Genomic DNA, 19,479 nt, shown 5'->3' on the forward strand with positions numbered 1-19,479 from the left:
AGAAAGGCGTGTCATTCGTAGCATTCGTTCATGGATCGGTTGCTCGCCCGCAAAGCTTCGGACACGATCCCGCCAGCGCGTGACGTTGTCGAGCTGCTGAAGCCGATCACCTGGTTTCCGCCGATGTGGGCGTTCATGTGCGGCGTCGTTTCGTCCGGCGTTCCGCTCGCCGAGCGCTGGCCGTTTCTGATCGCCGGCATCCTGCTTACCGGGCCGCTGGTCTGCGGCACGTCGCAGGCGGTGAACGACTGGTTCGACCGCCATGTCGATGCGATCAACGAGCCGGGCCGGCCGATCCCCTCGGGCCGGATTCCCGGCAATTGGGGGCTGCGCATCGCGATCGCCGGCACGTTGCTGTCGCTTGCCGTTGCCGCGGTGACAGGCGCTTGGGTGCTGGCCGCCACCTGCCTGGCGCTGCTGTGCGCCTGGGGCTACAGCGCGCCGCCTTTCCGGTTCAAGGTGAGCGGCATCTGGGGGCCGGCGGTCGTCGCGCTGACCTATGAGGGGCTGACCTGGTTCACCGGCGCCAGCGTGATGGCGGGGACGCTGCCGCCCGCATCGGTGCTGGCGGTCCTTGCGCTCTATAGCTTGGGCGCGCACGGCATCATGACGCTCAACGATTTCAAGGCGGTGGAGGGCGACCGCGCCACCGGGCTGCGGTCGCTGCCCGTGCTGCTCGGCATCGGCCCGGCGGCGCGGCTCGCCTGCGTCGTGATGGCAGTGCCGCAGATCGCGGTGGTGGCGCTGCTGGCGGCTTGGGGGCATGTTGCCGTCGCGGGCATCGTCGCGTTGCTGCTGGGTGCGCAACTGATCCTGATGCGGCGGCTGTTGCGCGATCCGCGTGCCCATGCGCCCTGGTACAACGCCACCGGAACCACGCTCTATGTGCTCGGGATGCTCGCATCGGCGTGCGGCCTGGGCGGCGTGCTCGGCCTGTGACCCCGCGCCCGCTCGCCTGGGTGGGGATCGTCCGGCTGGGGCTGGTGCAAAGCGCGATTGGCGCGATCGTGATGCTCGCGACGTCGCTGCTGAACCGGGTGATGGTCGTCGAATATGCGCTGCCCGCGGCGCTGCCTGCCGCGCTGGTGGCATGGCATTATGCGGTGCAGCTTTCCCGCCCGATCTGGGGCCATGGATCGGACCTCGGGCGGCGGCGGACGCCATGGATCCTGCTCGGTATGGCCGTGCTGGCGACGGGCGCGCTGCTCGCGATCGCGGCGATCGCGCCGCTGGCAGCACGATCGCCCTGGGGGCTGGTGCTTGCCGCCACCGGCTTTTCGCTGATCGGGGCGGGAGTGGGCGCGGCTGGCACGTCGCTGCTCGCGCTTCTTGCCACCCGGGTTGCGCCCGAACAACGGCCCGCGGCGGCATCGATCACCTGGATCATGATGATCGCCGGCATTGTCATCACTGCCGGTATCGCAGGCGCGCTGCTCGATCCCTTTTCGTTCGGCCGGCTCGCCCGCGTGGGCGCGGGCGTGGCCGGCGGCGCGTTGCTCGTGGCGACGCTGGCGGTTTGGGGCGTCGAGGGCCGCGCCATTCCGAACGTGCCCGCTCGCCCGGTGCCGGCAGCATCGCCCGCATCGGCCGGCTTCGCCGACGCGCTGCGCGACATCTGGCGCGATCCCGAAGCGCGTCGCTTCACGCTGTTCGTCTTCCTGTCGATGACGGCCTATTCGATGCAGGATCTGGTGCTCGAGCCCTTTGCCGGGCTGTTGTTCGGCCTGACGCCGGGCCAGTCGACGCGATTGTCCGGGCTGCACCATGCCGGCATCCTGGCGGGCATGATCCTGGTCGGGGTCGGTGCCAGTGCCTTCGGCTCGCGCAGCGCGACCGGACTGCGGCCCTGGATCGTCGGCGGATGCATCGGCTCGGCGCTCGCGCTCGCAGGGCTGGCGCTGTCGGCACATGCGGAGGGTGCGTGGCCGCTGTCCGCGAACATCGCGGGGCTCGGCTTTGCCAACGGCGTGTTCGCGGTCGCCGCGATCGGCATGATGATGGGGCTGGCCGGCAAGGGCGGGGCGGGGAGCGATGGCGGTGGGCGTGAGGGCATTCGCATGGGCGTCTGGGGGGCGGCGCAGGCGATCGCGTTCGGGCTCGGCGGCTTGATCGGCGCGGGCGGTGTCGACATTGCGCGGGCGTTCACCGGCTCGCTGCCCGACTCCTTCACCTTGGTGTTCGGTGCGGAGGCGCTGCTGTTCGTCGCCGCTGCCTCGCTGGCGCTGCGCGCGCCGCCGCGGCCGGCGCCGGCGGTGCTGGTCGGCAACGCCGCATGAGCATGCCACGCTATGACTGTGTCGTCGTCGGGGGCGGGCCCGCCGGCGCGACGGCCGCGACCGATCTGGCCGCATCGGGCCATTCGGTGCTGCTGCTCGATCGCGGCGGCCGCATCAAGCCCTGCGGCGGCGCGATTCCCCCGCGCCTGATCGCGGATTTCGCGATACCCGAGGAACTGATCGTCGGCCGTGCCACGCTCGCGCGGATGATCGCGCCGTCGGGCAATGTCGTCGACATGCCGGTCGGTGAGGGCTTTGTCGGGATGGTCGATCGCGAGACGTTCGACGAATGGCTGCGCGCGCGTGCCGCCGCCGCCGGTGCCCATCGCCGGACGGCGACATTCGATCGCATCGACCGCGATCGTAACGGCGATGCCGTGGTCGTCTTCACCGATGCGCGGGGCGGGCCGGAGCAGCGCGTCGGCGCCCGCTGCGTGATCGGCGCCGACGGCGCGCGCTCGCGGGTTGCACGCGCGGCGCTTCCCGGCGTTCGCGAGACGCCGTGTGTCTTCGCTTATCATGAGGTGATCCGGTCGCCGGCGCCTGCCGCGGCCGCGCGCTTCGATCGTGGCCGCTGCGACGTATTTTACCAGGCGGTGGTATCGCCCGATTTCTATGCCTGGATCTTTCCCCATGGTGACACCGCCAGCGTCGGGGTCGGCAGCGCGCGCAAGGGCTTTGCACTGCGCGCGGCGGTCGGCCGCGTGCGGACGCGCGAGGGGCTTGCCGGTTGCGAGACGATCCGCCGCGAAGGCGCGCCGATCCCGCTGCGCCCGCTGCGCCGATGGGACAATGGCCGCGACGTGCTCGTCACCGGCGACGCGGCGGGCGTGGTCGCGCCGGCATCGGGGGAGGGCATCTATTATGCGATGGTCGCCGGGCGGGGCGCCGCGACGGCGGTGGCTTCGTTCCTCGCCAGCGGCGATGCAAGGGCACTCGCGCAGGCGCGACGCGCCTTCTTGCGAGCGCATGGCGGCGTGTTCTGGGTGCTGGGGATCATGCAGCATTTCTGGTACAGAAACGATCGGCGGCGCGAACGCTTCGTCACCATGTGTGAGGATCGGGATGTTCAGAAACTCATCTGGCCGGCCTATATGAACAAGCGGCTCGTCTATGCCCACCCGCTCGCCTATCTGCGCATCTTTATGAAGGACATGCGCCACCTTCTCCAGACGATCGGCTGACGCGATGAGCCGCGCCTGGCCGCTGCCGGTCCTGATCGCCGCGCTCGCCGCGACCATCGTCGCCGTGCTGGGCGCGAGCATCACCGATACCGGCCCCTGGTACCGCAGCCTGATCCAGCCTTCCTGGGCGCCGCCCGACATGGCGTTCGGCATCGCATGGACGGCGATCTTCACCTGCACCGCGCTTGCCGGGGTGACCGGCTGGCTGTCGATGCCTGATTGGCGCGAGCGCGAATGGCTGATCGGCCTGTTCGCGCTGAACGGTGCGCTCAACCTGTTGTGGAGCCTGTTGTTCTTCCGGCTGCATCGGCCGGATTGGGCGCTGTTCGAACTGCTGGGCCTGTGGCTCTCGATCGCGGCACTGATCGTGTTCGTGTGGCGGCGATCGATGACGGGGGCGGTGCTGCTGCTGCCCTATCTGCTATGGGTCACGTTCGCCGGCTATCTCAACATGTACATCGTCAAGCTCAACGGGCCGTTCTTCTGAGCGCGATGGCCGCCTGGTTCGCCAGCGGACACGCGGTCGATCTGGTGCTGGCGGTGATCGCGGCGGAGCTTTGCTGGCTGGTCGCGGCGCGCGGGTGGCGATTGGGCGATGCGCTGTTGCGGCTGTTGCCGGGCGCGCTCATGCTGGTAGCGCTTCGCGCGGCGCTGGTGGGGGCGGCCTGGCCGTGGATCGCGCTCGCGCTGGCGCTGTCGTTCCCAATCCACCTCGCCGACCTGTCGCGGAGCCGCCGGTAAGTGCAGGCCCGCCCGACGCGTGCAGCGACGCCGGGCGGGCGGGCGTTCAGGAAATCGACTTCAGATAGGCGATGACGTCGGCCCGCTTCTGCGGCTCGGGAATGCCGGGGAAGATCATCTTCGTGCCGGGCACCACGCGCGCCGGCTTCTCCAGATACTGGAACAGCTTCTCCGGCGTCCAGGTGATGCCGCTGTTCTTGTTCGCATCCGAATAGTTGAACCCGGCGACGGTGCCGGCTTCGCGTCCCACGATGCCGTGGAGCGACGGACCGATCTTGTTCACGCCCGGGTCGGCCGAATGGCAGGTCTGGCACGTGGTAAAGGCGGTCTTGCCGGCATCGACATTGCCGGTGAACGAAGCGAGTTTCACGCCGGTGAGCGTATCGGTGTTGTCAGCAGCGGGGGCCGCCTCTGCCGCCGGCGCGGCGGGTGCAGCAGCAGGCGTCGTCGCAGCGGTGGCTGCCGTGTCGCTGGCGGCGGCCGCCGGCGTTGCCTGGCTGGCGCTATCCTGCTCGCTCTGCTTGGAGCATGCGGCCAGCGCGAGCGCGGAGGCCGCGACGCAAAGCGCCATCGAGCCAAAACGAGACTTCGATCCCGACTCCATCATATCGATCCTCTCCGTTGCTGACCGTCCCCACTCGTTGCGCGAGCGCTTCGGTGTTCATGTCCAATAAAGCGTACATCTGAAAGCATCCAGCGAAATGTTCAAGACGCGCCCCTGGTTCCCCTTGGTTCAGGTGGCGCGTTGATTTGACGCGGGACTCGGGCATGTCGTCCATGTGTCTGGACGTTTCCATGCGACATCTGGGCGGGAATTGCTGGTTGGATCGCAATGATTTGGCCGGCAACTTTCAGGGCGTCATGCGAATCGCCGGCGGTCAGTTCGTCCCGCCGATGGCGATCGGGGTCAGCACGAGCGCCGTGATCACCAGCCCGGTCGCGACATAGCCCCATGCGCCCATGCCGGCCAAGGCGATGCGGCCCGCGCCGGTGCGGTGCCCGCCGGCCTTTTCCAGCCGCTTTGCATAGATCACGACGCCGGTGATCGAGATGCCGGTCAGCGCCAGGCCGAACAGGAACCAGATCAGTTTGGTCACCAGTCCGCCAAAGGTGCCGAAATGCAGCGGATCGGCCATTTCGGAAATCCGCTGATGCGCATTGAGCGTGCGCCCATCAAGCGAGGCAAGCACGCGGCCGTCCGCTGGATCGATCGCCACCAGATTGGCTCGATCGCGAACCAGCCACGCCTGGTCTTGGCCGAGCAGGACAACGCCGTTGCGCTCGGTGAAGCGGATTTCGCGGATTTCGAGCGACCGGCGGGCGGTCTGCGCCACCGCGACGAGGCGATCGAGCGCCGGGCCGGTGGGGGCGGGGGCACTGACCGGCGTCTTCGGCAGGCGCGGCACCGCCGCATGACCGCCCAGCGTCTCGACCAGATACCAGAGCCCGGTGCTCGCGATCAGCGCGACGAACCACAGGCTCCACAGCGCCGCCAGCCGGTGGAGGTCGCCGCTGAGCCGGCGCAGATCGCCCGAGCGGGGGCGGCGGAAAAAGCCGCGCCACCATTTCTTGTAGGTGACGATGCCCGTCACGAGCGAGGCGAGCAGCAGCAGCGCGAGCGAGGCGACGATCGGGATGCCGATCCGGGTCGGCAGCATGAGGTGGCGATGAACCTGCCGCAGAAATCGGTGGACATTCGCCCAGCTGTGCGTGCCCGTGACGGCGCCGCTCCACGGATCGACATAGACGCGCCGGCGGATGCCGCCGTCCGTCTCCACCAGCGCTTCGGCCGTGAACCAGGGATCGATCGGCGCATAGATCGTCTCAAGCCGGCCGCCCGGTTCGGCGCGGGCGGCGGCAGCAGCAATCGTGCCCCAGCTGGCGCGCGGGCCCTCCTGCGGCACCGCGCGCATCGCCGGCGTCACCAGCCAGTCAATCTCATGCGCGAACACGGCCAGCGTGCCGGTGGCGAGCACGAAGGTCATGAAGATGCCGAGCTTCAGCCCGGCCCAGCTATGGACCCGCCACCAGAGCGATCGTTCCGCTCGCCTGCCGGCCGTCGACATCGTCAGAAACGCATGCGCAATTCGGTGAGGAAGGTGCGCGGCTCGCCCGGGAAATGCCCGCTGCTCGCCGAAAAGCCCGATGCGGCATAGACTTCGTCAAAGATGTTGTCGACGCGCAGCAACAGTTCCGCAAAGCCGAGCTGCTTGGTGATCGACGCATCGAAGATCGTGTATGGCTTCACCGTCTGGCCCGAAAGGCTGATCCGGCTGGAGACATATTCGCCGCCGAACGCGAAGGCGGCGCCGATCGCCGGCACCTGGTAGCGCGTCCAGAAACCCAGCTGATGCTCGGGGGCGTTGGCGAAGCGATCGCCGACCGCGTTGGTGATCGACTGGCCGGGCGCGGTGCCGGTGATCCGCGTGTCGTTATAGGCATAGTTCGCCATCAGCACCCAGTTCGGCGTGAGATCGGTGGCGAGATCGAACTCGATGCCCTTGCTCGTCACTTCGCCGATCGGTGCCAGCGGGTCGACGCCGTTGACCGGCGTGCCGGCGGGATCGATCTGGAGGATGTTGCGGCGGACGATGCGGTAGGCGGCGGCATTCGCCTGGAGCCGCCCGCCGAACAGCTGGGTCTTCACGCCGCCCTCGAGCTGGTTGCCGGTCACCGGCGCGAAGGGGCCGCCGGCATCGCTGTTCTGATCGGCGGCGCTCTGCGGCTCGAAGCTCTGCGACCAGCTGGTGTAGAGCGATACGTCGCGACGTGGCTTGAAGATCACGCCGCCGCGGAAGGTGAAATCACCATCGGTGTAGCTCGATCGCGCGGTCACGGTGTCGCCCGTGCTGGTGGTGACCCCGTCCTCAAACCGGTCATAGCGCATGCCCGCGACGATCAGCAGCGCGTCGGTGAGGCTGATCTGATCCTGAAGATAGGCGCCCCGGCGCTTCGTGCGGGTGTCCGTGGTGGTGAAGGGCAATTGTGCGGCGCGGGCGACGTCGTCCGCTGCGGTGCCGTACACCGGGTTGCTGAGGCTGAGCGACGTCACGCCGCTGCGAAGGATGCGCGAGTGCAGGATGCTGGTTTCGTCATACCAGTCGACCCCCGCCTGAAACTTGTTCGCGAGGCCGAACAGGTCGACCTTCGCCGTCGCATTGGCCATAAACGACAGCCCGTCGACCGGGCGGATCTGATCGCGAAACTCGCGGCGGACGAGATCGGGGTTCGAGGGATCGAGCCCGCGCGGCTCATGATATTGCTGCGTCTCCTTCGCCTTGAAATAGCGCGCACCGGCATCGAAGGTGACGTTGTCGCCGATCGTCGTCGCATAACGCGCCTGATACGCCTCTGAGCGAAGATGCAGGAAATCCGTCTTCTCATTGGCGTTCCAGCGGATGCTGGTCAGGAAGTTGCCGTCATCGTCGACCAGCACGCCGCGCAGGCGATTGGCCTGGTAGCTGCTGTCGTAGATCGTCGCCTGGAGCGTGAGCTTGCCGCCGTCGTTGGTCTTGATCGACAGGCCGGCGTCGCCGATGTGCGACTTGTTCTGCGTGTTCCGGCGGAACGGGTCCATCGATTCGTAGAACCCGCCGAGCCGATAGGTGACGATGCCGTCGCGATCGACCGGGCCGGTCGCCTCTGCCGAAATGCCGATGCGATCGTAATTGCCCGCGGTGACGACGGTGCGCAGTCCGGTCTTGTCCGAAGGCGTCTTCGACACATAGTTGATGATTCCGCCCGGCGATCCGGGACCAAAGAACAAACCGGCCGGCCCTTTCAGCACCTCCACCCGGTCGATGTTGAACAACTGAGGCACCGAAAAGCCGATAAATGGATTGCCCCGCTGCCCATCATAGAAGGACTGGTCCTGGCGGAAGCCGCGGAAAGTGACGCCGGCATAGCTGAAGGCAGTGACGCCGGAGATGTTGCGATAGATGTCGGTCGCGTCGCGCGCGCCCTGATCGGTGAACAGATCGGAATTGATCACCTGAACCGACTGGGGAATGTTCATCGGGTCTTCGGCGACCTTGCCGACCGTGGTCTGATCGACCCGATAGAGTCGCTGGGCGCGGCCGGTGACGGTGATCGTCTGATCCTCGCCAGCCGCTGCCGCCGGATTGTCCTGCGCATGCGCAGGCAGCGACAACAGCGATACGGACGCGAACAGCGTAGCTCTCAAAATCACGAATGAACCCCCTTTTTTATGCGAATTGTTCGCAACAGCCCCTAGCGGCCGAAGCGCATGATGCCAAGTCTTTTGAGAATTGTTCGCGATAGCAGTGCGAGAGCAATACGAATATGCGTCCGCCGCAACGAACCCGCCGGGGCGCGGCGACGTTTCCCAGGAGCCATACGAGAGGCGGAGCAACCAAAATGACCGGCGCCACGTCGTCGCGGCGCCAGGAGGGGTTCGCCACGACGCAGGGTCGCAGGGCGAGCCCTATACCGGCTGGGTGCTCGCCACGATGGTTATGGCGTCAAGCCTCGCCTCGTCGACGGATCGGTCGTCAATGTCGCGCTGCCCGCGATCGGGTGCAGTTTCGATACGGGTACGGCCGGGAGTCAGCGGACGGTGAACGCCTGTCTGCTGCCGTTCCCGCCCGTCATTGGCATCGCCCCGCGCGCCATTGGACAGGTCGCCGCTCGCCGCTCTGCGCCTTCACATCATGCGCATGCGCAGGTTGAAGAGGATGACCAGCGTGCCGCCCACCATCAGCGCGACGATCAGCGTGGAGAACAGGATCAGTTGCAGATCGTCGCGCGCCGATCGCTGCAGGCTGATGTGCAGGAAGCAGCGGAACTGGACGATCATCTGCACCAAGGCGAGGCCGAGCACGGCCGCGAACGTCGCCTGCCCGGCCAGCGCTGGCCAGTGGACCAGGGCAAAGGCGGCAGCCGTCAGCACCAGCGCGGCAGCATAGCAGATAAGATAGATGCGGATTTCGCGCCGCCGCTCGTCGTTCGCGCCACTCATGCGAGCATCCCGGGCAAATAGACGGTGGAAAAGATCGCGATCCAGACGATGTCGAGAAAGTGCCAGAACAGCCCGAGCCGCAGCAGGTTGATCTTCACCCGCGGATCCAGCCCGAACACCCTAAGCTGAACCATCATCACGACGATCCACAAGCAGCCGGTCAACACGTGGAGGAAGTGCAGCGGGACGAGGCCGAAAAAGGCAGAGAGAAAGCCGCTTCGCGTCGGATAGGCGCCGTGTGCGAACATCTCGTTGAAATCGCTGACCTCCATGCCGATAAAGGCCAGCCCGAGCAGGAGCGTTGTGGCCAGCCACCCCAGGATCACGGGCTGCCTGCCGCCATGCTTCATCGCCACCGATGACATGCCATAGGTGAGGCTGCTGGTCAGCAGGATCAGCGTCTCGATGAACACCGGCCCGATCTTGTATTCGCTCGCCGGAGTGGGACCGCCGGCGGTGGCGGGCAGCATCACGCCATAGGTGGCGAAGAGCAGTGCGAACAGCACCGCATCGCTCATCAGGAACACCCAGAAGCCGAACACGTCCCGGCCGGCCTCGGCATGGGTTTCGCTATCGGTATGGCCCAGGTTCAGGCCGGCATGTGCAACCTCGTTCGCGCTCATTGCTGCACCAGTGCGAGGCCGCGATTGGCGCTGCTCGTCTCGATCTCGCGCGGGATCGGCCAGGTGGAGGCGACCGCGCCAAGCCAGGCGCGCTCGGTCTGCTCCACCGTCTCGGCAGGAATAATGCGGTGGGTGTCGCGCGCAAAGCTGCGTGCGATCACCGTCGCGATGATGATAAGCGTGCCGAGGATCGCGAGCCACCACATATGCCATACCAGCCCGAAGCCGACGGCGCCGCCGGCGATGCCGATGATCGGGGCGACCGCGGTGTTTCGGGGCATTTCGATGTCGTGATAGCGCGATGCTGGCGCATAGGGGGCTTCGCTGCGCTTGGCGTCGAAGAACCAGTGCGCCTGATCCACCTCCGGGCGACGCCCGAAATTATATTCGGGCGGCGGGGCCGATGTCGACCATTCGAGGCCGCGGCCGTCCCACGGATCGCCGGCGAAGACGCGGTTTGCCTCGCGCTCGCGGATGCTCACCCAGAGCTGCACGATCAGCGCGGCGAGCGCGCAGAACAGCACCACTGCGCCTGCCTCCGCGACATAGAGCCAGGGGCGATAGGCGGTCTCAACGATCGAATGCGTCCGGCGCGCCATGCCCGCGGCACCCAGCACGTAGAGCGGCATGAAGGCGAGGTAGAAGCCTAGCACCCAGCAGGCGCAGGAAATCCGCCCCCAGGTTTCGTTCAGGCGAAAGCCGAACGCCTTGGGAAACCAGAACGTATATGCCGCGAGCATGCCGTAAAGCGTGCCGGGGATCAGCATGTTGTGGAAATGCGCGACGAGGAACAGCGTGTTGTGGACGACATAGTCGAGCGGCGGAAACGCCAGGATGATGCCGGTGAGGCCGCCCAGCACGAAGGTCATCATGAAGGCGAGCGCATACCACATCGGCGTGGTGAAGCGGACCTGCCCGCGAAACATCGTCCAGATCCAGTTGTAGATCTTCACGCCCGTCGGCACGCCGATCGTCATCGTCGCGATGCCGAAGGCGGCGTTGATGCTCGGGCTTTGGCCCATGGTGAAGAAATGGTGGAGCCAGACGGTGAAGGAGAGAACCGCGATCGCCATCGTCGCGATCACCAGCGAGTTGTATCCGTACAGCTCCTTGGACGAGAAGGTGGAGACGACTTCGGAATAGATGCCGAAGGCGGGCAGGATGACGATGTACACCTCCGGATGGCCGAACATCCAGAACAGGTTGGCATAGTTCATCATGTTGCCGCCCAGCGCATTGGTGAAGAAGTGGAAACCGAGATAGCGGTCGAGCGCGAGCAGGGCGGTGGCGATGGTCAGCGGCGGCATTGCGAAGATCATCAGGATCGCGGTGCACAGGCTGGTCCAGGCGAACAGCGGCATGCGCATCAGTTTCATGCCCGGGCAACGCATCTTGTAGATGGTGACGGCAATGTTGATGCCAGTGAGCGTCGAGGCGATCGAGCCGAGCGTCACCGCCCAGATCCAGTAATCGGGGCCGACGCCCGGGTTGAAGCCGATCTCCGTAAAGGGCGGATAGCCGCTCCAGCCGCCGGTCGAGAAGCGGCCGATCACGAGCGAGGCCATCATCAGCGCCGCGCCCGCACCCGTGAGCCAGAGCCCGACTGCGTTGAGCAGCGGAAAGGCCACGTCGCGCGCGCCGATCTGCAGCGGCACCAGATAGTTGATCAGGCCGGTCAGAAACGGCATCGCCATGAAGAAGATCATGATCGAGCCGTGAGTGCTGAACAGCTCGGCAAAATGCTCGGGCGCGACGATCCCCGGATTGCCGATCGCCACCGCCTGCTGCAGCCGCATCAGATTGGCCTCGATCAGCGCGCGCGACAGCATCACCAGTGCGATGACGACATACATGATGCCGATCTTCTTGTGATCGAGGCTGGTGAGCCATTCCGACCAGAGCCAGCGCCAGCGGCCGAGCACGGTAAGCAGCACCACCACGAACAGCGCACCCGCCACCACCATCCCCCCGGCCGCAGCGGCGATCAGTTCGTTGATCGTGGGGTTTTCCCAGGCGCGGACAAAGGGCAGCGAGTCCCAGGCGAAGCGGCCGAGCAGCGCAGGCAGGACGGGATCGCTCATCGTGCGTGCGCCTGGGTCGACGCCATCATCAGATGTTCGAACAATGCTGGCGGCACGGCCGAGTAGAAGGCGGGGCGAGGGGAAACCGAGCGGCGCGTCACCTCGGCAAGCGCGCGGGCGTCGAGTGGCTGCTCTGCCGCGCGCACGCGAGCGAGCCAGCGGCGATAGTCGGACGGCGGCAGCGCGATCACGTCGAACTTCTGCTTATGGAAGCCCTCGCCATTATATTGGGTGTTTTGCCCGAGGAAAACGCCCGGCCGGCTGGCGGCGAGGTGCAGCTGGGTCTTCATGCCGGCCATTGCGTAAATCTGTCCGGCGAGTTGCGGGATCAGCAAAGATTGCATCACGGTTCCGCTGGTGAGGCTGAGATGGACCGGCCGGCCGACGGGAATCGCCAACTGGTTGACCGTGGCGATCCGCTCTTCGGGATAGATGAACAGCCATTTCCAATCGAGCGCCACCACCTGCACCTCCACCGGCGGCTGGGGGGAGGCGAGGGGGCGGTAAGGGTCGAGGCGGTGCGTCGAGTTCCACAGCAGGAAGCTGAGGCCAATGACGATGCCGATCGGCGGCAGCCAGATCAGGATTTCCAGCGGCCAGGAGAAGCCCCAGTTCGGCCGAAAGGCATCGTCCTTGTTCGAAAGCCGGTAATGATAGGCGATGATCGGCACGAGCAGCAGCACCGGCCCCGCGACGAAGATCAGCACCACGGCGAGGATCAGGTACACATGCCATTCGTCCGCCGCGACCGGGCCGGCATGGTTCATTACGCCCAGCTTCAGTGCCGCGCAGCCGCCGAGCAGCACGGGCAGGGCGGCGAGCGATGCCGCCGCCCTGATCCGCCGGCATGGGGCTCCGGCCGGTCGCATCCCGATCAGGCGGCGTCTGCCTGCGTGACGATGCGCACCGGCACCCCCTTGGCCGCCGGCGTCTTCGACAGCTTGTCGTGATACCAGAGCGGGATCAGCGGATTCATCTCGGGATAATAGGCACCCACACAGCCATCGGGCAGATCGAAGGGCGTGACGGTCAGCCCGCCGACCTGTCGATCGACGCCATCATCGGCATCGCTGGCGAGGCCGACCACCTGGCCCGCGCGAAGGCCCGCGGCCTCGATCTCCTTCGGGCTCATCAGCAGCACGTCGCGCGTGCCTTCGATGCCGCGCAGGCGATCGGAATAGCCATAGATGGTTGTGTTGAACTGATCGTTCGAACGCATCGTGATCAGCCGGTAGCGGCCGGGCTTGTCGGGCACGCCCACGCTGGCCAGCGTCGTCGGCGTGGTGAACTCCGCCTTGCCGCTTTCGGTCTTCCAAATCCGTTCGCGCGCCTCGTTCCCCTTGAAGAAGCCGCCGGGGGTGAACTTGCGGGCGTTGAAGTCCTTGAACTTGTCCGGATAGGTCGCCTCGATCAGGTCACGCACCTTCTCGTAGTCCCCGACCCATTCGTCCCACTTGACCGTCGGCTTGGGCGGCAGCGTCGCCTTGGCGATGCCGGCGACGATCGCCAGTTCGGAGCGGAGATGCTCGCTCGCCGGCTTGCGCTTGCCGACCGAGCCGTGGACCATCGAGAGCGAGTCCTCCATCGTCACGACCTGCGGGCCGCCTTCCTGCATGTCCTCCTCGGAGCGGCCGAGGCAGGGCAGCAGATAGGCGACTTCGCCGTTGATCAGGTGGCTGCGATTGAGCTTGGTGGCGATTTGGACGGTGAGGCGCATGCTGATCCACGCCGCCTCCATCTTCTCGCGCTCGGGAATGGCGCGGACGAAATTGCCGCCCAGACCGATGAACGCCTTGATGCTCCCGTCGAGAATGCCTTCGCACGCCTCGACCGTGTTCACGCCCTTTTCGGGCGGCGGATCGAAGTCGAAAATCCGTTTTAGATAGTCATAGGGTACCAGCTCAGGCTTTTCAGAAATGCCGACTGTGCGCTGACCCTGCACGTTGGAATGGCCGCGCACCGGGGAGATGCCCGCGCCCTCAACACCGATATTGCCGCGCAGCAGCAGCAGGTTGACCAGCATCCCGATCGTCTGCGAGCCATGAACGTGCTGGGTGACGCCCATGCCATATATCCCGATCACCTTCTCCGCGTCGCAATAAACCTGGCCCGCCGCTTCCAGATCGGCGCGGCTGAGGCCGGATTCATGCTCGATCTCCTCCCAACTGGTCGCGCGGACCTTCTCCACAATTTCCTCGAAACCGTGGGTGTGCTGGGCGATGAAATCGACGTCGAGCAGATGATGCTCCTGCTCGGACCATTGCCGGTCCTCCACCGCCAGGACGTGCTTGATCATGCCCATGATCGCGGCAATGTCCCCGCCCGGTTTCACCTGATAATAGAGGCAGGAAATCTGGGTGGGGTTCTGCGTGACCATCTGGATCGGGTTCTGCGGATCGACGAACTCGACCAACCCTTTTTCCCGCACCGGATTGAAGGTAACGATCTTGCAGCCGCGCTCGACCGCCGATTTCAGCGTGTGGAGGAAGCGCGGACTGTTGGTGCCGGTATTCTGCCCGAAGAAGAAGATGGCGTCGCAGAGGTCAAAGTCCTTGAGCTGGCAGGTGCCGACTGGCGAGCCGGTGACCTTCTTCAGCCCCACGGACGTCGTCTCGTGACACATGTTCGAGCTGTCGGGCAGGTTGTTGTGCCCGTACAGCCGGGCGAACAGCGCAAACAGATAGGAAGTCTCGAGGCTCGCGCGGCCCGAGGCGTAGAAAACCGTCGACTTGGGATCGAGCGCCTTCAGTTCAGCGCCGATCGCCGCGAACGCCTCGTCCCATTCGACCGGCACATATTTGTCGCTGGCCCGATCGTAGCGCATCGGGTGCGTCAGGCGCCCGGTCTGCTCGAGATCGTAGTCCTTCCAGTCGCGCAGCTCGGTGACGGTGTGCTTGGCGAAGAAATCGGGCGTGCAGGTCCGCGTGGTCAGCTCCCACAGCGTTGCCTTGGCACCGTTCTCGCAAAATTCAGCGGGGTGCGGGTGCTCGGGCTTGGTCCAGGCGCAGGAGATGCACATGAAACCACCGGGCTTGTTCTGCCGCTCGAGCGTTTCGAGCGCCATCGGAGTGGCCCATTCCTTGCCGAAAATACGGGCAACGCCCTTCAGCGATCCGAAACCGCCGGATGGACCGTCATAATGGACGGTTTTATCGTCTTGCGCCATAACGAGATTTCTCCGTCTCGGCGCCCCCCAGCGACATGCTTTGTTACAATTCGGGCCGGGAGATGCAACCCCCAACGAGGGTGAAGCAGGTTTTTTTGAGAACAGGGCTCAGCTGTGCCGAGGTGTAGCGATACGGGTCTTCGGTGCGCAAGTCGGCGATGTCGAAGTGGAAGTAGTAGCCGATTGGGTTGACCTTGAAACGCTTCTTCTTTGCAGTTCGTCCGTCAAGCGCTGGCAATCGGCTGATGTCGTGGCGCTGGAGGCAGGCGAACGCTGTCAGCGAGATCAGCGAAACGGTCAACGCCAGGGATCGAACGACACAGCCGCGTAGGTCGGGGGCTGCTGGCGTTTGAGACCGACCTTGTCGGCTTCGCGACTCTCGCCGTCCCGCCGGAGGGCGTGAGCGCCGCTAGCCGCGGAAATCGCCCCGGGGATTATTCGAGCAGTTCCACGCCGTACGCCGGCAAATCGATCCTGCCGGTATAGGATCGGCGGGTGAGGATGCCCTTTCTGGTGCCGTCGAATGGCACCGAAACCGGCGCGTTGGCGGTGTTCACATACAGCGTGCGACCGTCGACGACGCGGGCGACGACACCTTCCGGCGTCTTTGGCCCGCGTTCGATACCGAGTGACGGGTAAAGCGAGCGGACCAGCGGGCCGATCAGGCCGGGCTGTGCCGCCGTGGCGAGATAGATTGCCTGACCCTTGCCATAGCGATTGACCGTGATCGCGGGGCTTTTCTTCGGCGTGTTTTCGAAACGCGCCAGAACGCGGGCGGTCGACGGTTCGAGCACTTCGTAATAGGCGTCGCTGCCGGTAAGCGTCTGATCGCCGAAGCTTACCTTGAGCGGTACGTCCGACCGGTAGAACTCGTTCGTCCGCAGCCCGAACACGTCGGTCAGACGCCCAGGTAGCGGCGTGGCGAACCATTTGCCGGTCTCGTTGACCTTCGCCGAATAGCCGGTCATGATCACAGTGCCGCCCTTTTCGACGTAGCTGCGGACGGCGTCGCTCGTCTGCTGGTCCATCAGATAGGCGCTGGACAGCATGACGAGCTTGTACCCGTCGATCCGGTCGTGCCCGACATCGATCACCGCCGCGTCGATATTGTCGCGGAAGAAGGGCTCGAACGCGGCCTTCACCTGATTGCCGTAATCGCCCTTGAAATACTCCTTCATCGTGTTCGGCCCTGACGGCGGACTGGTCAGCCAGTTGGTATCGAACGAATAATGGACGGCGATTTCGGGCTGGTTATACCGCGGGAAGCCCAGCGTGCGGAGCTGTTTGAACTCGCGGGCGATCTGCGCGAATTCGTCCACCTTCCACGATGGCCGGTCGTCATGATCGATCAGGCCGAACAGCGCCTGCTCCTCTCCGCCGATATGCGAATTGAACGTCCAGGCGAGGAAGGTCTGGGCATAATAAGCGAGCCCGAAATAGGCCCACATCCGCGAACGGCCGGGCGTGCCGTAATAGCCGCCGCCGCCGGCCGTGAACTCGTTGAACCAGACCGGCGTCTCGTGCGACGCCTTGTTCATCATCACCTCGAACGCCGCGCCCATTGGGTCGCCGGGATAGAAACCCTGTGCGCCATAGGTGGAGATTTCGTCCCAGGAGCGCAGATAATCGAAACCCTTGGTCCAGGCGGTCGGCCACAGGTTCGACGCGACGGGCAGGTTGGGGGCAAAGCGCTTGCGGACGGCCTCCAGATCCTTGAGCGCGCCGATCGTGTCTTCGGACCAGAATCGCCGGAGATCGAGATAGCGTTCGTTGGGGCCGGGGCCGTGGAAATAGGGCAGGTCCACCTGATCCCAGCTATTGATCCGGCGCGACCAACGCTGCGTCGCCCAGGCGGTGTTCAGCGCCTCGATCGAACCGTATTTCCGTTTCAGCCAGTCGACGAAGCGCAGCCGGTCGGCCTCGGAATAGGAAACCTGGCCATTGCCGATTTCATTGTCATAGCCGATCGCGATCACCGCCGGGTGCTTCGCGTAGCGCTGCAGCATCTTCTCGGCGAGCCGTTTGGCGAGGCGGCGGTAATCGGGATCGGCGATATTGTCCCAATAGCGCGAGGCCGCATTGTGCCGCACGCCATCCTGGCCGACGATGTCGACGCCGGGATAGGTCTTGTGCAGCCAGATCGGCGCGGGCTGGCCCGGAATGTCGACGATCACGCGGATGCCCGCAGCGTGCATCTGCTCGATCACCTTGTCGAACCATTCGAAGGTGAAGCGGCCTTCCTCGGGCTCAAACGAGTCCCAGGAAAGATCGCCCATCCGCACCATGTTGAAGCCGGCGGCCTTCATCACCGCGATGTCCTGGCGGATCTGTTCGGGGCTGCGATCGACCGGCTGGTAGCAGGTGCCGACGAACAGATCGCCCTTGCCCGGCCAGCCGGGGTGTCCCTCGGCACTCTGGGCGTGGGTAGCGGGGGCGGGGGCAAGGGCCGCAACACCCGCGCCGAGCGCTGCCAGCAAGGCGGTGCCGGCCAGTCTGACGGTCCGGTGCTTCATGCGTGTCAATTCCTCTTGAAGTTCGAAATATATGGTCGGCCAGCTCAGGCGAAATCGATCCTGAACGCGATCGCATGGCGGCTGGGAAGGCGGGCGGGCAGATCGATGGCGAGTCCATCGCTGCGCTGCCGGAAGCCCAGCGAGCCACGCGCGCCGAGCAGTTGCACGCGCGCGATCCGGTGCCGCTCATGCGGGTTGCTTGCGCCGAGCGACTGGATCGTAAAGGCGGTGCCGCCCTGGGGAACGCCCAGCACGATGGCATAGAGGGCCTGCCCGCGCGTCGTGAACCGGATGTCGCGTGCGGTATATTCGGCCTTTTCCTTGAACATGCCGGCAGCGGTTTCGGTCGGCCCTTCGCCGAAGATCTTCCAGGGCCGCGTTCCGTGGATCGCCTCGCCGTTCATCTTCATCCAGTCGGCGAGTTCGGCGAGCAGCTGGTCGGAGGCGCGGGGCAGGCTGCCGTCCGGGTCCATCACGACGTTGAGCAGCAGGTTGCCGTTCTTGCTGACGATATCGGCCAGCATCGTGATGACTTCCGCCGGTTGCTTGTAGCCGTAATTCTCGTTGAAGAACCAGTCGCCGTTCGAACTGCACGTCTGCCAGGGATAGGGATTGATGCCTTCCAGCACGCCGCGTTCGACATCCTGGACGGCGGCCCCGCGGTGAAACTCGCCCGAGCCCGTGTCCTTGCACGTGTAGACTGCATCGAGCTTGCCGCTGCGGGCGATGCTGGCATTGTACAGATGCGCGACCAGCGAGCGACCGACCTCGCCAAAGGGCAGGCCGCCATCGGAATAGAGCAGATCGGGCTGATAGGAATCGACCAGATCGCGAATGCGCCTGAGCCAGAGCGCGTGGAAGGCGGGGTTCTGCGTGTACCAGGATTCGGGGGTGTTCAGGAACGGTTCGTCGCGATTGTCGTGATAAAGATCGGCAAAGCCAGGATTCGCGCCGTCATAGCGGACGCCGAGCTTGGGCCAGAACTGATCGTAGAGGTGGTTCGGATGCCACCAGGTATAACTGGCGCCAAGATGCTCTGACACGCCGAAACGCAGTCCGCGCCGATTCGCTGCCGCCTTGAACGCGCCAACGATGTCGCGCTTCGGGCCCATCGCGGCCGCGTTCCAGCGATGGTGCTTCGAGTTCCAGAGATCGAAATTGTCGTGATGAACGCCCATCGACACGAAATAGCGGGCGCCCGCCGCCGCATAGCGGGCCATCAGCGCATCGGGATCGAACCGCTCGGCAGTCCACAGCGGAATGAGGTCCTTGTACCCCTTCTCCGACGGATGGCCATAGGTCTTCAGATGATGATCATAATGCCGGTGCCCGGGCACGTACATGAAGCGCGCGTACCAATCGCCCTGCCGGGGCAGCGCCTGCGGGCCCCAATGCGCCCAGATGCCGAACTTCGCGTCGCGGAACCAGTCGGGCGTGCGATAGGTCTTGAGCGACGCGACCGTCGGGTTGAACGGCCCCGATTCGATCGCCGGCAGGCGCTGCTGACGAACGGCCGCAGCGGCACCGCGTCCCGCCAAGGCGGTCGCCAGGGGGGCAGCCAGTATCTCGCGTTTGCTGAACAGCATTCGAACACCTCTCCCGGATGATTGCTTTACCCTGCCTATTGCGGCCGGCTCGATCGCCGTTTCTCAGTAGGTTGCATATCTGCAAATGGCATTTCAACCTATCTGTGGCCTTTTCGGGCGTCAACCCGCGCGCGCTTGCGGCGCCAGCTTTGGATTGCGACTCGCGATCCGCACTAGGGCACCGGTGGTCTCGGCGCTCACCTTAAGGTGAGTCGAGGCGGGCGCCGAAGCGCCTTCGAAGCACGCCGTGGCGGTTTCCGAGCGGAGCAATTACCTAGCCGACACGCGAAAAATCATCTTTCACAGGTGAATGTATATTTTCATTTCCCAA

Annotated in this window: 16 protein-coding genes; 5 read left to right on the plus strand and 11 right to left on the minus strand. The window is 65.2% G+C overall.

The window, feature by feature from the left end; all coding sequences use genetic code 11:
• The first annotated feature begins 30 nt into the window (after positions 1 to 30).
• Genes chlG through ACX40Y_RS13255 form a run of 5 tightly spaced genes read left to right on the plus strand, consistent with a single transcriptional unit; the run spans position 31 to position 4,201 of the window.
• On the plus strand, positions 31 to 939 hold the full coding sequence (chlG, locus tag ACX40Y_RS13235) for a chlorophyll synthase ChlG (RefSeq protein ID WP_459120039.1): 909 nt from the start codon (positions 31 to 33) through the stop codon (positions 937 to 939).
• Positions 936 to 2,276, plus strand: coding sequence for a BCD family MFS transporter (locus ACX40Y_RS13240; RefSeq protein WP_459120040.1), 1,341 nt, complete (start codon positions 936 to 938; stop codon positions 2,274 to 2,276). The genes chlG and ACX40Y_RS13240 overlap by 4 nt, the downstream gene beginning before the upstream one ends.
• Positions 2,273 to 3,460, plus strand: a complete 1,188-nt coding sequence (locus tag ACX40Y_RS13245) for a geranylgeranyl diphosphate reductase (RefSeq protein ID WP_459120041.1) — start codon at positions 2,273 to 2,275, stop codon at positions 3,458 to 3,460. Before ACX40Y_RS13240 ends, ACX40Y_RS13245 begins: the two co-directional genes overlap by 4 nt.
• A 4-nt stretch (positions 3,461 to 3,464) precedes the next feature.
• Positions 3,465 to 3,947 carry a TspO/MBR family protein gene (locus ACX40Y_RS13250; RefSeq protein WP_459120042.1) on the plus strand — a complete coding sequence of 161 codons (483 nt, stop codon included), beginning with the start codon at positions 3,465 to 3,467 and terminating at the stop codon, positions 3,945 to 3,947.
• 5 nt (positions 3,948 to 3,952) lie between these two features.
• On the plus strand, positions 3,953 to 4,201 hold the full coding sequence (locus ACX40Y_RS13255; protein WP_459120043.1) for a hypothetical protein: 249 nt from the start codon (positions 3,953 to 3,955) through the stop codon (positions 4,199 to 4,201).
• Positions 4,202 to 4,247: 46 nt separating this feature from the next.
• Here the strand turns inward: ACX40Y_RS13255 and ACX40Y_RS13260 are convergent, their stop codons facing one another.
• The 11 genes from ACX40Y_RS13260 to ACX40Y_RS13310 form a co-directional block, all read right to left on the minus strand.
• The gene (locus tag ACX40Y_RS13260) at positions 4,248 to 4,805 is read right to left on the minus strand and encodes a c-type cytochrome (RefSeq protein WP_459120044.1); all 558 of its coding nucleotides are present in this window, start codon (positions 4,803 to 4,805) and stop codon (positions 4,248 to 4,250) included.
• 274 nt (positions 4,806 to 5,079) lie between these two features.
• Positions 5,080 to 6,267: a PepSY-associated TM helix domain-containing protein gene (locus ACX40Y_RS13265; protein WP_459120045.1), complete on the minus strand. Its 1,188-nt coding sequence runs from the start codon at positions 6,265 to 6,267 to the stop codon at positions 5,080 to 5,082.
• A 2-nt stretch (positions 6,268 to 6,269) separates the two neighbouring features.
• The gene (locus tag ACX40Y_RS13270; protein ID WP_459120046.1) at positions 6,270 to 8,351 is read right to left on the minus strand and encodes a TonB-dependent siderophore receptor; all 2,082 of its coding nucleotides are present in this window, start codon (positions 8,349 to 8,351) and stop codon (positions 6,270 to 6,272) included.
• Positions 8,352 to 8,864: 513 nt separating this feature from the next.
• Positions 8,865 to 9,179: a cytochrome o ubiquinol oxidase subunit IV gene (locus tag ACX40Y_RS13275; RefSeq protein WP_459120047.1), complete on the minus strand. Its 315-nt coding sequence runs from the start codon at positions 9,177 to 9,179 to the stop codon at positions 8,865 to 8,867.
• Positions 9,176 to 9,802: a cytochrome c oxidase subunit 3 gene (locus ACX40Y_RS13280; protein WP_459120048.1), complete on the minus strand. Its 627-nt coding sequence runs from the start codon at positions 9,800 to 9,802 to the stop codon at positions 9,176 to 9,178. Before ACX40Y_RS13280 ends, ACX40Y_RS13275 begins: the two co-directional genes overlap by 4 nt.
• Positions 9,799 to 11,883, minus strand: a complete 2,085-nt coding sequence (locus tag ACX40Y_RS13285) for a cbb3-type cytochrome c oxidase subunit I (RefSeq protein WP_459120049.1) — start codon at positions 11,881 to 11,883, stop codon at positions 9,799 to 9,801. The genes ACX40Y_RS13280 and ACX40Y_RS13285 overlap by 4 nt, the downstream gene beginning before the upstream one ends.
• A complete protein-coding gene (locus tag ACX40Y_RS13290) occupies positions 11,880 to 12,752 on the minus strand; it encodes a cytochrome ubiquinol oxidase subunit II family protein (protein WP_459120050.1) in 873 nt (290 codons plus the stop codon). Before ACX40Y_RS13290 ends, ACX40Y_RS13285 begins: the two co-directional genes overlap by 4 nt.
• A 5-nt stretch (positions 12,753 to 12,757) precedes the next feature.
• Positions 12,758 to 15,049 (minus strand): FdhF/YdeP family oxidoreductase, encoded by a 2,292-nt coding sequence (locus ACX40Y_RS13295; RefSeq protein WP_459120051.1) that lies wholly within the window; start codon positions 15,047 to 15,049, stop codon positions 12,758 to 12,760.
• A gap of 43 nt (positions 15,050 to 15,092) precedes the next feature.
• A complete protein-coding gene (locus ACX40Y_RS13300; RefSeq protein WP_459120052.1) occupies positions 15,093 to 15,350 on the minus strand; it encodes a hypothetical protein in 258 nt (85 codons plus the stop codon).
• Positions 15,351 to 15,483: 133 nt separating this feature from the next.
• Positions 15,484 to 17,562, minus strand: coding sequence for a beta-galactosidase (locus tag ACX40Y_RS13305; RefSeq protein WP_459120053.1), 2,079 nt, complete (start codon positions 17,560 to 17,562; stop codon positions 15,484 to 15,486).
• A gap of 44 nt (positions 17,563 to 17,606) precedes the next feature.
• The gene (locus tag ACX40Y_RS13310; RefSeq protein WP_459120054.1) at positions 17,607 to 19,148 is read right to left on the minus strand and encodes an alpha-L-fucosidase; all 1,542 of its coding nucleotides are present in this window, start codon (positions 19,146 to 19,148) and stop codon (positions 17,607 to 17,609) included.
• Positions 19,149 to 19,479 lie beyond the last annotated feature (331 nt).

It is taken from the genome of Sphingomonas sp. RS6, assembly GCF_054489705.1.